The organism is Bacillus mycoides (assembly GCF_000832605.1).
In the GTDB taxonomy this organism is placed as follows: domain Bacteria; phylum Bacillota; class Bacilli; order Bacillales; family Bacillaceae_G; genus Bacillus_A; species Bacillus_A mycoides.
In genome coordinates this window covers 4,938,938-4,956,024 of the sequence record NZ_CP009692.1, presented here as the reverse complement: position 1 = coordinate 4,956,024, position 17,087 = coordinate 4,938,938, and the positions used below count along the sequence as shown (strand labels likewise).

The 17,087-nt window shown below is 35.9% G+C and carries 18 protein-coding genes; 12 read left to right on the top strand and 6 right to left on the bottom strand.

Features of this window, described 5'->3' with window-relative positions:
* Nucleotides 1-33: 33 nt before the first annotated feature.
* A complete protein-coding gene (spoVR, locus tag BG05_RS27215) occupies nt 34-1,449 on the top strand; it encodes a stage V sporulation protein SpoVR (protein ID WP_002029894.1) in 1,416 nt (471 codons plus the stop codon).
* A gap of 59 nt (nt 1,450-1,508) precedes the next feature.
* On the opposite strand, the gene BG05_RS27210 is transcribed toward spoVR, so the two are convergent.
* Nucleotides 1,509-1,982 (bottom strand): MarR family winged helix-turn-helix transcriptional regulator, encoded by a 474-nt coding sequence (locus tag BG05_RS27210; protein ID WP_002186730.1) that lies wholly within the window; start codon nt 1,980-1,982, stop codon nt 1,509-1,511.
* Between the two features lie 152 nt (nt 1,983-2,134).
* Between BG05_RS27210 and BG05_RS27205 the strand changes: the two genes are divergently transcribed.
* The 9 genes from BG05_RS27205 to BG05_RS27165 all read left to right on the top strand — a co-directional run bounded on the left by BG05_RS27205 (nt 2,135) and on the right by BG05_RS27165 (nt 7,794).
* Nucleotides 2,135-2,719, top strand: a complete 585-nt coding sequence (locus BG05_RS27205) for a DUF3238 domain-containing protein (RefSeq protein ID WP_002186729.1) — start codon at nt 2,135-2,137, stop codon at nt 2,717-2,719.
* A 136-nt stretch (nt 2,720-2,855) separates the two neighbouring features.
* Nucleotides 2,856-3,440, top strand: a complete 585-nt coding sequence (locus BG05_RS27200; protein ID WP_002186728.1) for a DUF3238 domain-containing protein — start codon at nt 2,856-2,858, stop codon at nt 3,438-3,440.
* Between the two features lie 241 nt (nt 3,441-3,681).
* On the top strand, nt 3,682-3,945 hold the full coding sequence (locus BG05_RS27195) for a metal-sensitive transcriptional regulator (RefSeq protein WP_000456201.1): 264 nt from the start codon (nt 3,682-3,684) through the stop codon (nt 3,943-3,945).
* Between the two features lie 88 nt (nt 3,946-4,033).
* Nucleotides 4,034-4,594, top strand: coding sequence for a sulfurtransferase TusA family protein (locus tag BG05_RS27190; protein WP_002186722.1), 561 nt, complete (start codon nt 4,034-4,036; stop codon nt 4,592-4,594).
* 38 nt (nt 4,595-4,632) lie between these two features.
* A complete protein-coding gene (locus tag BG05_RS27185) occupies nt 4,633-5,769 on the top strand; it encodes an MBL fold metallo-hydrolase (protein WP_002186721.1) in 1,137 nt (378 codons plus the stop codon).
* Nucleotides 5,770-5,790: 21 nt separating this feature from the next.
* Nucleotides 5,791-6,021, top strand: a complete 231-nt coding sequence (locus BG05_RS27180) for a sulfurtransferase TusA family protein (RefSeq protein WP_002125390.1) — start codon at nt 5,791-5,793, stop codon at nt 6,019-6,021.
* 38 nt (nt 6,022-6,059) lie between these two features.
* The gene (locus BG05_RS27175; RefSeq protein ID WP_002186720.1) at nt 6,060-6,419 is read left to right on the top strand and encodes a rhodanese-like domain-containing protein; all 360 of its coding nucleotides are present in this window, start codon (nt 6,060-6,062) and stop codon (nt 6,417-6,419) included.
* A gap of 88 nt (nt 6,420-6,507) precedes the next feature.
* Nucleotides 6,508-6,987 carry a DsrE/DsrF/DrsH-like family protein gene (locus BG05_RS27170; protein ID WP_002125394.1) on the top strand — a complete coding sequence of 160 codons (480 nt, stop codon included), beginning with the start codon at nt 6,508-6,510 and terminating at the stop codon, nt 6,985-6,987.
* A gap of 33 nt (nt 6,988-7,020) precedes the next feature.
* Nucleotides 7,021-7,794 (top strand): sulfite exporter TauE/SafE family protein, encoded by a 774-nt coding sequence (locus BG05_RS27165; protein WP_002186718.1) that lies wholly within the window; start codon nt 7,021-7,023, stop codon nt 7,792-7,794.
* Between the two features lie 33 nt (nt 7,795-7,827).
* On the opposite strand, the gene BG05_RS27160 is transcribed toward BG05_RS27165, so the two are convergent.
* The gene (locus BG05_RS27160) at nt 7,828-8,268 is read right to left on the bottom strand and encodes a hypothetical protein (protein WP_002029912.1); all 441 of its coding nucleotides are present in this window, start codon (nt 8,266-8,268) and stop codon (nt 7,828-7,830) included.
* Nucleotides 8,269-8,417: 149 nt separating this feature from the next.
* Nucleotides 8,418-9,626: an LCP family protein gene (locus BG05_RS27155; RefSeq protein ID WP_002186717.1), complete on the bottom strand. Its 1,209-nt coding sequence runs from the start codon at nt 9,624-9,626 to the stop codon at nt 8,418-8,420.
* 314 nt (nt 9,627-9,940) lie between these two features.
* On the opposite strand from BG05_RS27155, the gene BG05_RS27150 reads away from it, so the two are divergent.
* A complete protein-coding gene (locus BG05_RS27150; protein WP_033733801.1) occupies nt 9,941-10,939 on the top strand; it encodes a YhdH/YhfP family quinone oxidoreductase in 999 nt (332 codons plus the stop codon).
* Between the two features lie 34 nt (nt 10,940-10,973).
* On the opposite strand, the gene BG05_RS27145 is transcribed toward BG05_RS27150, so the two are convergent.
* The 3 genes from BG05_RS27145 to BG05_RS27135 form a co-directional block, all read right to left on the bottom strand.
* Nucleotides 10,974-12,629, bottom strand: coding sequence for a Na/Pi cotransporter family protein (locus tag BG05_RS27145; protein WP_002186715.1), 1,656 nt, complete (start codon nt 12,627-12,629; stop codon nt 10,974-10,976).
* Nucleotides 12,630-13,138: 509 nt separating this feature from the next.
* Complete coding sequence (locus BG05_RS27140; RefSeq protein ID WP_002169108.1) at nt 13,139-14,128, bottom strand: NAD(P)-dependent alcohol dehydrogenase; 990 nt, start codon at nt 14,126-14,128, stop codon at nt 13,139-13,141.
* Between the two features lie 185 nt (nt 14,129-14,313).
* Nucleotides 14,314-15,516 (bottom strand): MFS transporter, encoded by a 1,203-nt coding sequence (locus BG05_RS27135; protein ID WP_002169107.1) that lies wholly within the window; start codon nt 15,514-15,516, stop codon nt 14,314-14,316.
* Nucleotides 15,517-15,992: 476 nt separating this feature from the next.
* Between BG05_RS27135 and BG05_RS27130 the strand changes: the two genes are divergently transcribed.
* Nucleotides 15,993-17,081 (top strand): DUF871 domain-containing protein, encoded by a 1,089-nt coding sequence (locus BG05_RS27130; protein ID WP_002169106.1) that lies wholly within the window; start codon nt 15,993-15,995, stop codon nt 17,079-17,081.
* The last annotated feature ends 6 nt before the right edge of the window (nt 17,082-17,087 follow it).

Genomic DNA, 17,087 nt, shown 5'->3' with positions numbered 1-17,087 from the left:
CTTTCTTAAGGGAAAGTGTAAGGAGGGAAAATAATGAGAGCAAGTGATGATAAAGCACTACAATATGCGATTGCTGAAATTACGGAAATTGCGACTGGATTTGGTCTTGATTTTTATCCGATGCGCTATGAAGTATGTCCAGCGGAAATTATCTATACATTTGGTGCATATGGGATGCCGACGAGGTTTTCGCATTGGAGTTTTGGAAAGCAATTTTTCAGAATGAAATTACAATACGATTTAGGACTTAGTAAAATTTATGAACTCGTTATTAACTCTAATCCATGTTACGCCTTTTTATTAGATACGAATTCTTTAATTCAAAATAAATTAATCGTGGCGCACGTTTTAGCACATTGTGATTTCTTCAAAAATAATATTCGTTTTTCTAATACGAAACGCGATATGGTGGAGAGTATGGCAGCGACAGCAGATCGTGTGAAGGCGTATGAACATAAGTATGGAAGAGAAGAGGTAGAAACATTTTTAGATGCCGTACTTGCCATTCAAGAACATATTGATCCATCGCTTATGCGTCCGAAACTTGCATGGAGTATTGAAGATTTAGAAGAGGATGTAGAAAAGAAAAAGATATCACAGTACGATGATTTATGGAATTTAGATGATCGAAACAAAAAGAGAGAACGACCTAATATGCATAAAAAGAAGAAAATCCCACCGCAGCCAGAAAAAGATTTACTCCTCTTTATTGAAGAATATAGCCGTGAGCTAGAAGAGTGGCAGCGCGACATATTAACGATGATGCGTGAAGAAATGTTATACTTCTGGCCACAGCTTGAAACGAAGATTATGAATGAAGGTTGGGCTTCCTTCTGGCATCAACGCATACTTCGTGAAATGGACTTAACATCTGGTGAAGCAATTGAATTTGCGAAATTAAATGCAGGTGTCGTACAGCCATCAAAAACAAGTATTAATCCATACTACCTCGGTATTAAAATGTTCGAAGATATTGAAGAGCGCTATAACAACCCGACAGAAGAAATGAAACGACGCGGTGTGAAACCTGGTTCTGGTCGTGACAAAATCTTTGAAGTACGGGAAATTGAATGGGATGTATCGTTCCTAAGAAACTATTTAAATAAAAAACTTGTAATGAGAGAAGATATGTACTTATTCCAGCGCCAAGGAAAAGAATATAAAGTAATTGATAAAGAATGGGAGCATGTACGCGATCAACTCGTAAATATGCGCACAAATGGAGGTTTCCCGTACTTAGTAGTAGAAGATGGAGACTACTTAAAGAATGGGGAATTGTACATTAAACATAGCTATGAAGGAATTGAGTTAGATTTAAAATACTTAGAAAAAGTATTACCGTATCTTCATCAGCTATGGGGAAGAACAGTGCATATGGAATCGATTGTGGAGAGTAAGGGCGTTGTGTTTTCTTATGATGGGAAAATGGTGCATCGGAAGTATGTGTGATGGAAAGAACGGACATAGAAATGCTATGTCCGTTCTTTTTTATTATATGGAGTTTTTGTTTACCAAACAGGTCGTATGCTCGATGATAATTTTCCTGTATTTTCTTTAGTAACGAATGTTGTTAAATCCTCTTTAAGCATTTGCATTCGTTCTGCACCTATGTTTGCAATCCATCGTTGTTCTATTTCAGCTACTATTTCTTCTTTTGCTTTCATTACTGCTAAACCACGCTCGGTTAAAACAATAATTTTACCTCTTTTATCAGTAGGATGCGTTTGGCGCGTGACATAACCACTGTTCTCAAGAGAATCTACCATTTTACTTATGGCTTGTTTTGAAACCCCTAAATATTCAGCTAGTTCTATACCGGTTGCTCCATTAGGAAGGATACGTTTGAACATAAAACCGTGTGCGGGCCTAATATCTTCAAATCCCAATTCACTTAATTTGTCGTGTAGTTCAGTAATTAATGTACTGAAGGATAGTGATAAAAGTGAAGTAAGATCTAGTTCGTTAAGTGTTTGATGAGCCATGTATATAACCTCCTTACTTATAGTCAATTAAATTGACTATAAGTAGAATCTATTGTACTATAGAGGATATAGTCAATCAAATTGACTATATAATGGTAATAGAACAAATAATGATTTATCTAAATAAAATCAATGAATTATGGAGGTTTCACATGGTTAATATCGTTAAAATTAGAGGGAGTGTATTTGCACCGTATGCTTTGCTGAAACCTATTCAGGATCCTGCGACGGGAAGAGTGTTTGAATATGCCGGAGATGCACGTGAATTTACACCATACGCTGTGAACACAAAGCGTTCAAGATTAGAACAAGAAGTGGTTGTTGATTTTTATAAAAGAGAAATTTTCACATATGCAGATGCTTGTATCGTTACTGTGAAAATTACAAATCCAGATGGCTCAATTGAGTATCAAAAAGGAGAAACAAGTACAGAAAACATTGCATGTACAAATATTGTATGGAGTGAAGAAGAAGTTTCATTTGAAATGAGAGCAAGTGCAAGTAATCCGTTAAACGCGGCAGCACCTGCAGCTGATTATTTTTTGACTATACGAGTTAATGAAAGTGGTACTGTGCATGTTGAAGGTGTACATGATGGTTTCCCTTGCTATGAATTTTATAAACAAATAGACTTTGGTTCATTTGAATTAATATATACACATGATTTCAGGGAAACGGATGATACCCCAGCAGCACTAGCTGGAGAAATGGAATATAGCTTTAAAACGAAAATCTAGATATAAATATAGCGCTATTTTTTAGAAGGAAGTAGCAAACGTAAAAGAGAAAGCTATTGGTTCTAGGATTGAAATTGTGGTCTATTTTATTCAATAGTATGCAGTATATAAAATTAGAATTACAGGGGTGTTTCTTATGACGAATATCGTTAAAATTAGAGCCAGTGTATTTATTCCAGTGTCTTGGACAGAACCGCGGAAGGATGTACAAACAGGGAAAGTAATCCAATTCGAAGGTGATTCACGTGAGTTTACACCACATGCGGTAAATACTATGCGCTCTAGAGTTGAGCAAGAGGTAGTAGTGGACTTTTATAAAGAAGAAGTGTTTTCATATGCAAACACGGGTATTACGACAGAGAAGGTCACAAATCCAGATGGTTCTGTGAATAAAAGAACAGGAAAAGCGAGTACTGAAAATATTGTGTGTACGGATATTTCATGGAATTCTGATGGTGTGCAATTCAAAATGAGTGCAAGCGCTAGTAATCCGTTAAATGTGTATGCCCCTCCTGTGGACTATTTATTAACTGTATGTGTGAACAAGGGTGGTAGTATCGATATTCAAGGAGAACATGATGGATTCCCTTGTTTCGAATTTTATAAGCAAGTAGATTTCGGTTCATTTGAACAAATTTATACACATGATTTTAGAGAAACTGGTGATACACCTGAAGCGTTAGGTGGAGAAATGGATTATAGTTTTACAAAGAGGTTATAAGAAGTAGGATAATAAAACGGTTGATTCCTTGATTCGTAAATGAAATGAATTAGTTGGACTACCAAGCAGTGTAGTTGAGAAATGCAAAAGCCAATAAAATCAGTGGCTTTTGCATTTTTACTATACTCTAGGAGATTTCAAAAAAATAAACCACTTCACAATATACCCTTAAGGGTATATGATATTATACAAAGTTACAAAGTAATGTATAATATAGTTATAATTACGGAGGTGATCTACAGTGGAATATAATCAAGATATGAAAAATAGATTGAAACGTATTGAAGGTCAAGTTCGTGGTGTGCTTCGCATGATGGAAGAGGGAAAAGATTGCCGAGATGTTATTACACAGTTAACTGCATCCCGTTCTGCACTTGATCGTACAATTGGACTCGTTGTTGGAACAAATTTAGAGCAATGTTTGCGCGAGCAGTTTGAAACAGGTAATGGTTCAAATGAAGAGTTAATTAAAGAAGCTGTTCAATTACTTGTAAAAAGCCGATAATCTGTCAAACATATGTGTTGACAGATTTTCAAAAACATTTCATTATACCCATACAGGTATATGTATAATGGTTAGGGAGGAAATGATTATGAGTATAAAAGTTGATATGAATTTAGACTGTAAAGGCTTGGCTTGTCCGATGCCAATTGTGAAGACAAAAAAGGCGATGGAAGGATTGGCATCAGGACAAGTTATTGAAATAGAGGCGACGGATAAAGGATCGACGTTAGATATACAAAGTTGGTCAAATAAAGTAGGGCATCAATATATTGGAACGAAACAAGAGGGAGATATATTAAAGCATTATGTACGAAAATCCCATGAACATGAAGTAAATGAAGTTGTGAAGTATCCTCATACAATTACGAATGGGGAATTGCAAAATATATTATTAAGTGGTGAAGAGTGCACTGTATTAGATGTTCGTGAAGAAGCGGAATTCGTCTTTGGTCATATTCCATCCGCAATTTCGGTGCCGTTAGGTGAATTAGATAGTGCTATGTTAGACAGTGCGAAACCAATTTATGTTGTTTGCCGAACTGGTAACCGTAGTGATGCAGCTTGTCAAATGTTGAAAGAGAAAGGTTATTCAAATGTGAAGAATGTCATTCCAGGTATGTTAGAGTGGCAAGGGAATGTGGGGAAATAAAATTTTTTAAATAAAAACATACCTATGGGGGTAATTGGATGAGTGTTAAGATATTACAAGCAAAAGAGGTCGCCGAGAAAGTTTTATTCGGAGAGTTGTTTATTTTAGACGTTCGGAATGAAACGGACTATGAAGATTGGAAAATTGAAGGGAAACAAGTTTCTTCTATAAATAAACTGTATTTTGACTTATTAGATGGTGTAGATCATATTGTAGATGAATTGCCGAGGGAGAAAGAAATTTTAGTCGTATGTGCGAAAGAAGGTTCTTCGCAGTTTGTCGCAGAGCAATTGTTACATGCCGGATTCAATGATGTTTATTATTTAGCTGGTGGTATGAAAGCTTGGAGTGAATATGTAAAGCCGTTAAAAGTAGGAGATGTACAGGGCGGAGGAAGTGTATATCAATTTAACCGTCTTGGAAAAGGCTGTTTATCTTATATGATCGTCTCAAACGGTGAAGCAGCAGTTATTGATGCAGTCAGAACGGTTGAAGCATATGAAGATTTTGCGGAAGAGCATGGTGTTACTATTACGAATGTCATGGATACACATTTACATGCAGACCATATTTCTGGAGGACGTAGGTTATCTGAAAAAGTAGGTGGTACGTATTGGTTACCTCCAAAAGATGCGGAGGAAGTCGTTTTCTCATATAAACCGCTTGTTGAAGGATCTGTTATTACGGTGGGGGGTACCAAAATTGAAATTGACGCATTATACTCACCGGGGCATACGATTGGAAGTACATCATTTATTGTAGATGATTCCTATTTATTATCAGGTGATATTTTATTTGTAGATTCAATTGGCCGTCCAGATCTTGCTGGGAAGGCTGAAGATTGGGTGAGTGATTTACGAAATACGTTATATAAACTTTATAAGGAACTGTCTCAAGATTTAATTGTTTTACCGGCTCATTATTCAAAAATAAGTGAAATGGACGACAGAGGCATTGTGAGTGCGCATTTACAAGATTTATTTAAGGAGAATGTAGGGTTAAATATTGTTGATGAGGGAGAGTTTCGTAAAAATGTGACAGAGAACTTACCGTCTCAGCCGAATGCTTATGAAGAAATTCGTCAAACGAATATGGGTAAGATTTATCCGAGTGTGGAAGAAGAGCGTGAAATGGAGATTGGCCCAAATCGTTGTGCAGTTCATGATTCATTATAAAATAACAAACTGGAGGAATAGATGATGAATGTAAAACAAGTATTAGATGCGAAAGGTTTAGCATGTCCAATGCCGATTGTAAGAACGAAGAGAGCGATGGATGCTTTACAAACTGGAGAAGTGTTAGAAGTACATGTAACAGATAAAGGATCAGTAAAAGATATTCCAGCATGGTCAAAAACAGGCGGTCATGAAATAGTAAAGCATAATATAGAGGACGATGTACTGAAGTTTTGGATTAAGAAGGCGTAGTGAAGAACTAGTTTTGTAAAGGCGGAGAGGTTGGTTATATGAATACAATATTAAGTACGCTTTTCATTGTACTTGCTGCATGGTTTGTTATTTCGCGTTTTTTACCGGTGAAAGGTGTTCAAAATATAAATGGAAAAGAATTAAAGAGTATAGTGGGAAAACAGGGAAAACAATTTGTCGATGTTCGTACAGTAGGTGAATATAGAGGAAATCATATGAAGGGATTTCAGAATATCCCACTAAATGAGTTAGCTAGTAGAGCAAATCAATTAGATAAAAATAAGGAAGTGATTGTTATTTGTCAGAGCGGGATGAGAAGTAAGAAAGCAGCAAAAGTGTTTAAAAAATTAGGGTTTCAGCGCATTATAAATGTTTCAGGCGGTATGAACGCTTTGTAAGGGGAAATTAGTATCGGGTGTAGCTAGATAATTTGAGCCATTTCACAATTTTTTAAATACCCCCATAGGTAATTAGGAGGAGAACAACATGGAACAACAGAAGAAAACAACAATTGTTTTATTTAGCGGAGATTATGATAAAGCGATGGCTGCTTATATTATTGCAAATGGTGCAGCGGCGTACGATCATGAGGTGACTATTTTTCATACTTTCTGGGGTTTAAATGCCCTTAGGAAAGAGGAGCATGTGAAAGTAAAGAAAACGTTCATAGAAAAAGTATTTGGAAAAATGATGCCGCGTGGTGCGGATAAGATGGGATTATCAAAAATGAATTTTGCCGGTATGGGACCAAAGATGATTAAAGGTATTATGAAAAAACATAATGCGATGCCTTTACCAGATTTAATTGATTTGGCGAAAGAACAGGGAGTTAAACTTGTAGCTTGTCAAATGACAGTAGATTTATTAGGGTTAAAAGAGGAAGAGATTATGGAAGGGGTAGAGTTTGCAGGAGTAGGTGCATATTTAGCAGATGCTTCGGATGGGAATGTGAATTTATTTATTTAAATCACCTTCTTTTTAGAAGGCAGGGGATACAATATGAGTTTAACAGTACTACTTTTTATTATTGGTTTTATAGGGTCATTTATTTCAGGAATGGTTGGGATTGGCGGTGCAATTATTAATTATCCGATGATCTTATACATTCCAGTATTGCTAGGATTTGCTGGATATACATCACATGAAGTGAGTGGTATTACAGCGATTCAAGTATTCTTTGCAACTTTTGCAGGCGCGTGGGCGTATAGGAAAAGTAACGATATGGATAAAACTTTAGTTGTGTATATGGGAGCTAGTATATTAATAGGAAGCTTTGTAGGTAGCTTTAGTGCGAATCTATTAAATGAGCATGCTGTAAATGTTGTTTACACATTACTAGCTACTATTGCGGCTATTATGATGTTTATACCGAAGCGAAGCAATCGTAAGAGGACAGAAGGAATTACGTACAATAAGTGGCTCGCTAGTTTGCTAGCGTTTATTGTAGGAAGTGTTTCCGGCATTATTGGGGCTGGTGGTGCATTTCTTTTAGTACCGATTATGCTAGTTGTTTTAAAACTACCGATACGTACAACAATAGCAACATCTATCGCTATTACTTTTATTTCCTCGATAGGAATTACTACTGGAAAAGTGATTACTGGACAAATAGTTGTTATTCCGGCTCTTATCGTTGCGATAGCAAGTTTATTTGCCGCTCCTCTTGGAGTGAGAGTAGGGAAGAGAGTGAATCAAAAAGTTTTGCAATACGTATTGTCTACTTTAATTGTAGGAACTGCGATAAAGATGTGGGTTGATATGATATCGAAATAAAAAGATGGTGCTCTTGTAGCACCATCTTTTTATTTACGCCCAAATAACTTTCATTAAGTTCTTATACTCATCGTTTGCCAGTTTATATAGCATTCTCGTATGTTCAAAGACAAGTGCGGGATTAAAGTTTGGTTCTGAGAATGCAAGAGATGTTGAAATATCAATTGCATTTTGTTTGTTTAGCGTGAATTTTGCAAATCGATAAGATGTGTTTAATTCATTGATGACATGTAAAATATCATTTGTTGATGTTGAATCAGGTACAAGAGCAACATTGAAGCAGTATATATCCACAGCAGGATGTTCGCTTTGGAAAGCAGCGATAAGTTGAATTTTTGCGCCAGCTTCTGTTTCTAGTCCTACTGAGAAATGTACAGAACCATCATTTTCATCTATATTTTCTTCCATATATATATCGTTTGATTTTAAGTACTCTTTAAAATCTGAAATGTTATGTTTTACTGCAGCTTTCATATGTGTGAGCCCCCTGATAATTGGAATAGATTACTATTATTTATTATAATTTAAAAATATTAAAAAAGATAGTTGGAAAGTTCTGATTTTTTTGTTTTGAAAGCATTAAAAAGAAGCAGTGCTCTACCTCCATAGAGCACTGCTTCACTTTATTCATTGTCATTAGACGATGTTTCTGTATCTTCACTGTTATTCTTATTATTCGTTTCATTGTTACTTGATTCGCGTTCACTCGTATTTGCAGACTTAGATTCTTTTGTTTTCTCTGAGTTTGTTTTTTTCGAATCAGAATCAGAATCAGATTTTGTATATGCAGGTAGTCCAAGGTGACTACGAAGTTCGTTTGTAACATTAGCTAATTCTTTTTTATCTGGATTGTAGTAGTAAGTTCGGCCACCACCAGCTGACTTACTACATGTATCATCACCTTTTGCCATGTAACAATCTTCACCTTCAATTTGTAATTTCTCAATTGAAGAATCTGCTCCATATTTATAGAATGAAAGCATATCGTCGAATGTTAAGTTTGTAACGAATTGTCCGTTAATATCATCAATGATGTTACCAACTTTTGTTACGGATCCGACGCTTGTTAGTTTCTTTAAAATGGCTTCGATAACGAGTTGCTGACGTTGACCACGCATCGCATCACTATCAATGTGCCTTGTTCTAGCAAGAGCAAGAGCTTCTTCACTATTTAACTTTTGAACACCTTTTTTCAGGTGAATTGCTTCGGCGTTATCATTACTATCTTGTTCAGTAAACTCAACTGGTACGTCAACTTCAATGCCGCCTAAATCATCAACGATTTTCATGAATGATTTAAAGTTGAATTTTACAAAGTAATCGACGGGAACATTCATTAATTTTTCAACTGCATCAATACTAGCTTGTGGTCCACCATCTTTTCCGTTTTTAGTAGAACCAAATGCATGAGCGTGTGTAATTTTATCTTTTTTCTTTTCTACTGGAATATAAGTATATGTGTCTCGTGGAATACTTAATAGTTTTACAGTTTTGCTATCTTTATTAAAGGTTGCAAGTAATAGTGCATCCGTTCGTATAGCTTCACCATATTCTTTCCCACGGACATCGCTTTCATCAACACCCATTATTAAGACAGAGACGTTATTTGTAATAGGTTTTACAGCTTTATCACGTAAATCAGATTTATCACCGCGCGCTAGATCGTGAGCGGCATTTCGAATAGCAGAAGACGCTTTATTTACTAAAAACCAAGTATAACCGCCACCTATTATTAAAAATAATAAAATAACGCTTATAATAATTTTTGTTTTTTTCTTACTATTTTTCGGTTTAGTTCGTGTATTTTCTTGCAAAGATGGGTTTTGCTCCATTTCTTGTACTCCTTCATTTGAATTGAAATACGACACTCATATCCACTTATTATAATGAAATTTAGCGAAAAAAAACATTACAAATCATTTACATTTCGTAAAAATTCAATTTATTTATAAAAAGTTAGATTTTCTATATTTTATTTTTGAGATGTAGAATAAGTATAAGTTGTTTTAGTAGAAATGAAAATATGTAATGTGAGAAAGTGATAGAGAAGTAAGATTTGTTGAAATATAGCCAAGAAGATGTGATTAGCTGTATATGTACTTCTTATATAATAAAGAAGGATTTTACGGATGAAGGAGAGAGCGTAATGAATCATACACCATTCCGAGCAATTGTCGTGAAAGAAAAGGAAAATAATCAATTTGAAAGAAAGCTTGTTGAGAGAGAAGTAAATAGTTTACCTGAAGGAGACGTATTAATACGTGTTCATTATTCTTCATTAAATTATAAAGATGCCCTTTCAGCTACTGGTAATAAAGGTGTAACGAGAACATATCCTCATACACCTGGCATAGATGCAGCAGGAGAGGTTGTTAGTAGTGGAAATAACGCCTTTCAGGAAGGCGATCAAGTTATTGTAACTGGATATGATTTAGGTATGAATACTTCTGGTGGTTTCGGGGAATATATTCGCGTGCCATCATCTTGGGTTGTTCCTTTACCAAAAGAAATGACTTTGAAGGAAAGTATGATGTACGGGACAGCAGGTTTTACAGCTGCCCTATCGGTATATAAGCTTATTAGAGCGGGAATTACGCCTAGTATGGGAGATGTTTTAGTAACGGGTGCTACGGGCGGAGTAGGCAGTGTAGCAGTTAGTATTTTAGGAAAGCTAGGATATAGCGTAGTAGGGGCAACAGGGAAAATGGAAGAGAAAGAGATGCTGCTACGTTTAGGTGCAAAAAAGATGATTCATCGCACGGAGTTGAGTGATGAATCAGGGAGACCGATGCTTAAAGGAATATATGCTGGGGTTGTCGATACTGTAGGCGGAAATATGTTAGAAACGGTTTTAAAATCACTGCAGTATGGAGGGTGTGTAACGACATGTGGTAATGTGGCAGGGCAGGAATTACACACAACAGTATATCCGTTTATTTTGCGCGGCATTAGTCTTTTAGGTATAGATTCCGTACAATGCCCCGTAGATGTGAGAAGAGAAGTGTGGACGTTGTTAGCGAGTGAGTGGAAAAACCTAGAGTTAATATCTTGTACAGAAGAATGTACATTAGAAGAGCTAGATGAGAAATTTGCACTTATATTGCAAGGAAAGTTAAAAGGAAGAACGGTTGTAAAGATGAAATGAAAAAAGAGACGCTTAAATTAGCGTCTCTTTCCTATTATAATGATTGTTTTAAATTTACTTTTCCTTGTTCACCTAAAACACCATCAGCGATATTTACAGCGTGATCACCGATACGCTCTAAGTTACTTACCATATCAACGTAGATGATGCTTGCATCACCTGAACAGCTACGTTCGTTCAGACGTAATACGTGACGTTTACGTAGAACACGTTCCATTTGGTCAATTTTACGTTCTTTTGCAATAACCGTTTGTGCTAGTTCAGTATCGAAGTTTGTTAAAGCATTGATTGCATCTTGTAATGTTGAAATTGTTAATTCAAGCATTTCATTTAATTCAGCTAGTGCCTCATCTGATAGTGAAACGCGGTTTGAAATTTGGAAATCTACAAGTTCTACAAGGTTTTCTACATGATCACCGACACGTTCAATATCTCCAACAACACCAGCCAAAACAGAATGCTTCTCAGAATCTGTAGGTGAAAGTGGTTTTTCTGATAATAAAACTAAATACTCGGTAATTTTTTTATCTAAATTGTTAATAGCGCCTTCTAATTGAGTAGCCATGTTCGCGTGTTTTTTGTCTTGTGTATTTAAAAATTGGTTTGCTTCTTTTAATCCATCTAATGAAAACTCCGCCATACGGATAATCTCTTTTTGAGCTTCTGTTAAAGCAATAGCTGGAGATTGTTCAATAAAGATTGGATTTAAATGCTGTGGTTTGAAGTTAATAGATGCATCTTCACCACGAATAAGTTTTGTTACAATCCATGCTAATACTGCAATGAATGGGAACTGAATGATTGTATTCGTTACGTTAAACGTCCCGTGTGCAAATGCAATTGTCATTTCTGGATTTAAGTTTAATGACGTTTGGAAATATTGAATTAAACTTGTAAATGGTATTAATATAATCGTAAAGATAATGGTACCGATAATATTAAAGATAACGTGAACTAATGCTGCACGTCTTGCTGCAATTGAAGTACCGATTGCTGCTAATACTGCTGTAATTGTCGTACCGATGTTATCACCGAATAATACAGGAAGGGCAGCTTGTAAGTCGATTGCACCTTGACCGAATAATTCTTGTAAAATACCGATTGTTGCACTTGAACTTTGTACAATTAAAGTGAAGACTGTACCAACAACAATTCCTAAAATTGGATTATCACTCATGCTAACCATTAACTCTTGGAATGACTCTAAAGAACGAAGAGGTTTCATACCTGCGCTCATTAATTCTAAACCGAAGAATAACATACCAAAACCGAATACAACTTGACCTACAGAATGTACTTTTTTATTTTTAAAGAAGAATAGTAAGATTGCTCCAACTGCCATAATTGGGAGAGCGTATTCTCCGATTTTAATTCCGATAATAAATGCAGTAACTGTCGTTCCGATGTTCGCACCCATAATAACACCAATTGCTTGTCTTAATGTCATAAATCCGGCACTTACAAGTCCGACTGTTAAAGCGGTTGTTCCTGAACTTGATTGAATTAATACAGTAACTAACATACCTGCTAGTACACCCATAAGAGGATTTGTTGTAAAACGATCTAGAATATCGCGAAGACGATCTCCAGCTGCTTGTTGCAGTCCATCGCCCATGTATTTAATCCCGAATAAGAAAATACCTAATCCACCAATGAACTGGAAGATCATATCTTGAATATTGTATTCCACGCATTCCACTCCTTAAATTTCATGTACGATGTAATTATTAACTAAACCTTGAGGCACTGTAAACGGTTTGTCTGTAAAATTTACACTAAATTTACAAAGTGATAAAAAGTTTACAATTCTTTAAAGAAACACCTGGATTTAATTGGTTTTCATGCATGGTATATGACTATTTTGTGAAGAAGTCACATTTATCACACTATTTATTGATAGTAAAAATAGGTGGAGGGAAACTACCCAACTGGGTATGCGGATTGGAATTTTATTTTGTTATGATGATGGTTCTTTGCATATTTTTTGATTAAAGTTAGAAAAATATGTAGGGAAACGGGGGAGGTTTGAAATGGATTTATTTAATGAAAGTAAAAAACGATTAAATTATTTTAAACTGTTTTCTTTTGAGATGCTCGCAACAATAAAAAAGAGCAATTCGCATATGAATTTGCTCTGCTTTTTTATGTTAAAAACTTTCGGTGCTTTGCATTTTAACAATTATGCAAAGTGTTTTTTCTTTATTTAGAATCGTCATTATGCTCCATAGTTATGACGACATTTCCCTTCTTATGTCCTTTTTCAACATATATGTGAGCTTCAATAATTTCTTCAAAAGTGTATTGCCTATCAATGACCACTTTTATTTTATCGTTCTCAACAAGTTCTTTAAGGAAATTTAATGCTTCGGAAGTTTCAGGTGCGTTTTGACTTAATATGAGTTTCATGCGACTTGTCAATTTAGTCCAGAGCATTTGAGCACTTGGTAACGGTTCAACGATATTTATATAGGTACCATCTTCCTTTAACATTTTAATACACTCTGAAAAGGAGCTCCTGTTTACCGCTTCAAAGATAACATCATAAGTTTCGTCTGTAGTAGAAAAATTTTTTGTGGTGTAATCAATTACTTCGTCAGCTCCTAGAGATTTGACCAATTCTAAATTGGAGCTACTGCACACACCTGTAACTGTTGCGCCGAAATACTTGGAAATTTGTACTGCATAACTTCCGACACTTCCAGAAGCTCCGTAAATAAGAATGTTTTGACCGCTTTGAACGTTAGCTTTCCTAAGGAAAAATAAAGCTGTACGTGCTCCAATTGGGATGGCTGCGGCTTCTTCATAGGATATGTTGGAGGGCTTTATGCACACTGCTCCACCTTCAGGTAGACAAATATACTCAGCATAAGAACCAAAATTTACTTGGGTAGCTGCAAAAACTTGGTCTCCTTTTTTAAATCGTGTGACGTCTTTTCCTACCGATTCAACTTCACCAGCCAATTCCATTCCGAGTATTTGTTTTTTCGGTTGCTTAAAGCCAAGTGCGATTCGAGCGGGTAGCCAAACAGAAGAGGGAACCGTAAAACTTCGTGAGCGAATATCTCCTGCTGTTACGGTTGTCGCTTTTATTTTTACTAGTATTTCATTGTCCTTAGGAGCAGGTTTTTCTATCTCTTTCAGTTGAAGAACGTCGGGGGGACCGTATTTTGTGTACACTATTGCTTTCATTAATATTTCCTCCAATTCGTTCTATATATTAATATCATACGAACAACATGAATAAATAGAACAGCGGTTCACTCTTCAATACAATGCAAAAAGCAGTGTGATTTTTCTTAGGAATCCACTGCTTTTTGTATTTGTGTATATATGATTTTCTTAGTCCAAGTATCTCAAAAAAGAATCAATTAGCATTACCCAACAGCTTTTTCGTTTGTTTTATCTCCCTGTTTTTGTTTCCGTAAGTTTGTGATGTAAATGAAAAGAAAAGCGATAAGTAATAGAGAGGAATATCGATATACAGTTGCATAGTTGGTAAAGTGTGCAATGAATCCAAAAATAATCGCTCCAGCACCAATTCCAAGATCAAATGCTGAGAAGAATGTTGCTGTTGCTACTCCTCTCCGGTGCGGTGCTACTCGGTCAATCATCCATGCTTGTAGTGCCGGTTGAATTGCTCCGAAACCACTGCCGTAGCACGCTGCGGCAATAATTAAACTCGGAATTGTAGTTGTATACGACAGCAAGATAATACCTGTAAACGTAATAATAACTCCTGGAATGATGACGAATGTATGGCCTTTCGTATCATATAATCTTCCAGAAAACGGGCGAGTTACAGCGATTGCAAGTGCGTTAAATAAAAAGAAGAGACTGATATCAGCAATCCCGACTTCCGTAGCAAATAATGTGATAAAGCTCCCAATTCCCCCGTACATTAATGTAATACATAATATTAATAATGAAGGAAGTAAAGCTTTACGCTCAATAAATCCATCGAGAAAGGTACCAGATGTTTGCTGTGGTGGTTGCGGCGATTTTTTGATTTGAAGTAGTTTCGTTAATATTAATGAAACTATTGTGCATGAAAGTGCACATAAAAAAAGAATCGTGAAGTTATATGCTTGCATAAGCCAAAGTCCGATAAGGGGACCGAGCGCCATGGCGATAGTTCCAGAAAGACCGAAATATCCCATGCCTTCACCGCGGCGAGCTTGCGGAATTAAATCTGAAACGACAGTTCCGTATGTAGTCGTTGTAATACCAAAACCAGCTCCGTGTAAAATTCGAACGGCAAGCAATAGGAAAACGGTTGAAGCGAAAAGATAACTGCCCATAGCGAGTAAACAAATAGCGGTACCGATCATTAAAATGATTTTTTTGTTGAATTTCTGCAAGGCATTTCCAGTTAGCGGCCTAATAAAAAGTGCTGCAACGGTAAACATGCCGACAACGAATCCGATATTTGAACTTGTGCCCCCAATTTCTTTCACATAAACAGGTAAAGTTGGAATTAACATTTGAAATCCTAAAAACATACATAAGTTTGCTAGAATTAGCGCAATAAACTCTTTTGTCCATAACGGTTCTCGTTTTACGAGTACTGCCTCTCCCATATATTCATCCCCTATATAAAAGTTTTCCCGCTATTTGCGGGCAGTAAAAATCCCACCTCAAAATCCGGCTGGAGCAAAGAAGTTAGGTGGGAGTCGTGCTGCCCGTAAACGCCCGATTGGTGAAGGCTAATAATCAGTGGGGGATGAACAAAACCCCACACTGATTAAAGTTTCACTTTATCTCTGTTCTTTCGAGTATATGTATTGGTCAACGTAACAGTCAAGGAAGGTGCCTTGAAAACGTATAACAATTTTCGAGGCAAAAAAACTGACAAATTTGTGGAAAGACTACACAACTATGAAAAAAAGATGTAAAGTATAGATGTATAGACTAGTAGTTGTTATGAATGATAGAAATTATTTTTTCTTTAAAGAAAGCGAATTCAAATGGTAGTGGACGAGAAGGGGATACATACTTTTTTCACTACAAATATTTGAAAGGGTTTACAATATGATGAAGAAAGAGGCGTGTACATATGAGACGATTAGGTATTTCTATTTATCCAGAACATTCGACAGTAGAGGAAGATAAGGAGTATTTAACATTAGCAAGTAAATACGGATTTACACGTGTATTCACATGTTTATTATCTGTAGATGGCGAAAAAGAGAAAATTGTAGAAGAGTTTAAAGAAATAATTTCTCATGCGAATGCATTAGGATTCCAAGTATTGGTTGATATTAGTCCGTCTGTTTTTGAGCAACTAGGTATTTCTTATAATGATTTATCGTTTTTCCATGAACTAGGTGCTTACGGTATTCGTTTAGATGTTGGTTTCTCAGGATTAGAAGAATCGATTATGACGTACAATCCATACGGTTTAAAAATTGAGATTAATATGAGTAACGGTACGAAGTATGTAGATAACATTATGAGTCATAGACCAAATCGTGAAAATTTAATTGGCTGTCATAATTTCTATCCGCATCGTTATTCAGGATTATCATACGATCATTTTATTAAATGCTCGAAACAATTTAAAGATTACGGTATGAGAACAGCTGCTTTTATTTCATCATTCGATGCAACATATGGACCTTGGCCAGTAACAGAAGGGTTATGTACGTTAGAGCAGCATCGCGAATTACCGATGACAACACAGGCGAAGCATTTGTTTGCAACAGAATTAATTGATGATGTTATTATTGCGAATGCTTATGCTTCAGAAGAAGAATTACAAGCACTAGGTGCGTTAAATAAAGAGAAACAAACATTTGATATAGAACTATACGATACAACAACAGATTTAGAAAGAATTATCGTATTAGAAGAACCTCATTTTTATCGCGGGGATGTATCTGAATATATGATTCGTTCTACACAAAGTCGTGTGAAATATAAAAAAGAAGAGTTTAAACCGCATAATACGCGTGAAATTAAGCGTGGCGATCTTTTAATTGATAATGAGCAATATGGCCAATATAAAGGTGAATTGCAAATTGCTTTAAAAGATATGGTGAATACAGGAAAAACAAATGTAGTTGGCCGAATTATAGAGGAAGAAATCTTCTTATTAGATTATTTACAAGCTTGGGATAAGTTTGGATTTACGCTAAAGAAATAATGAACG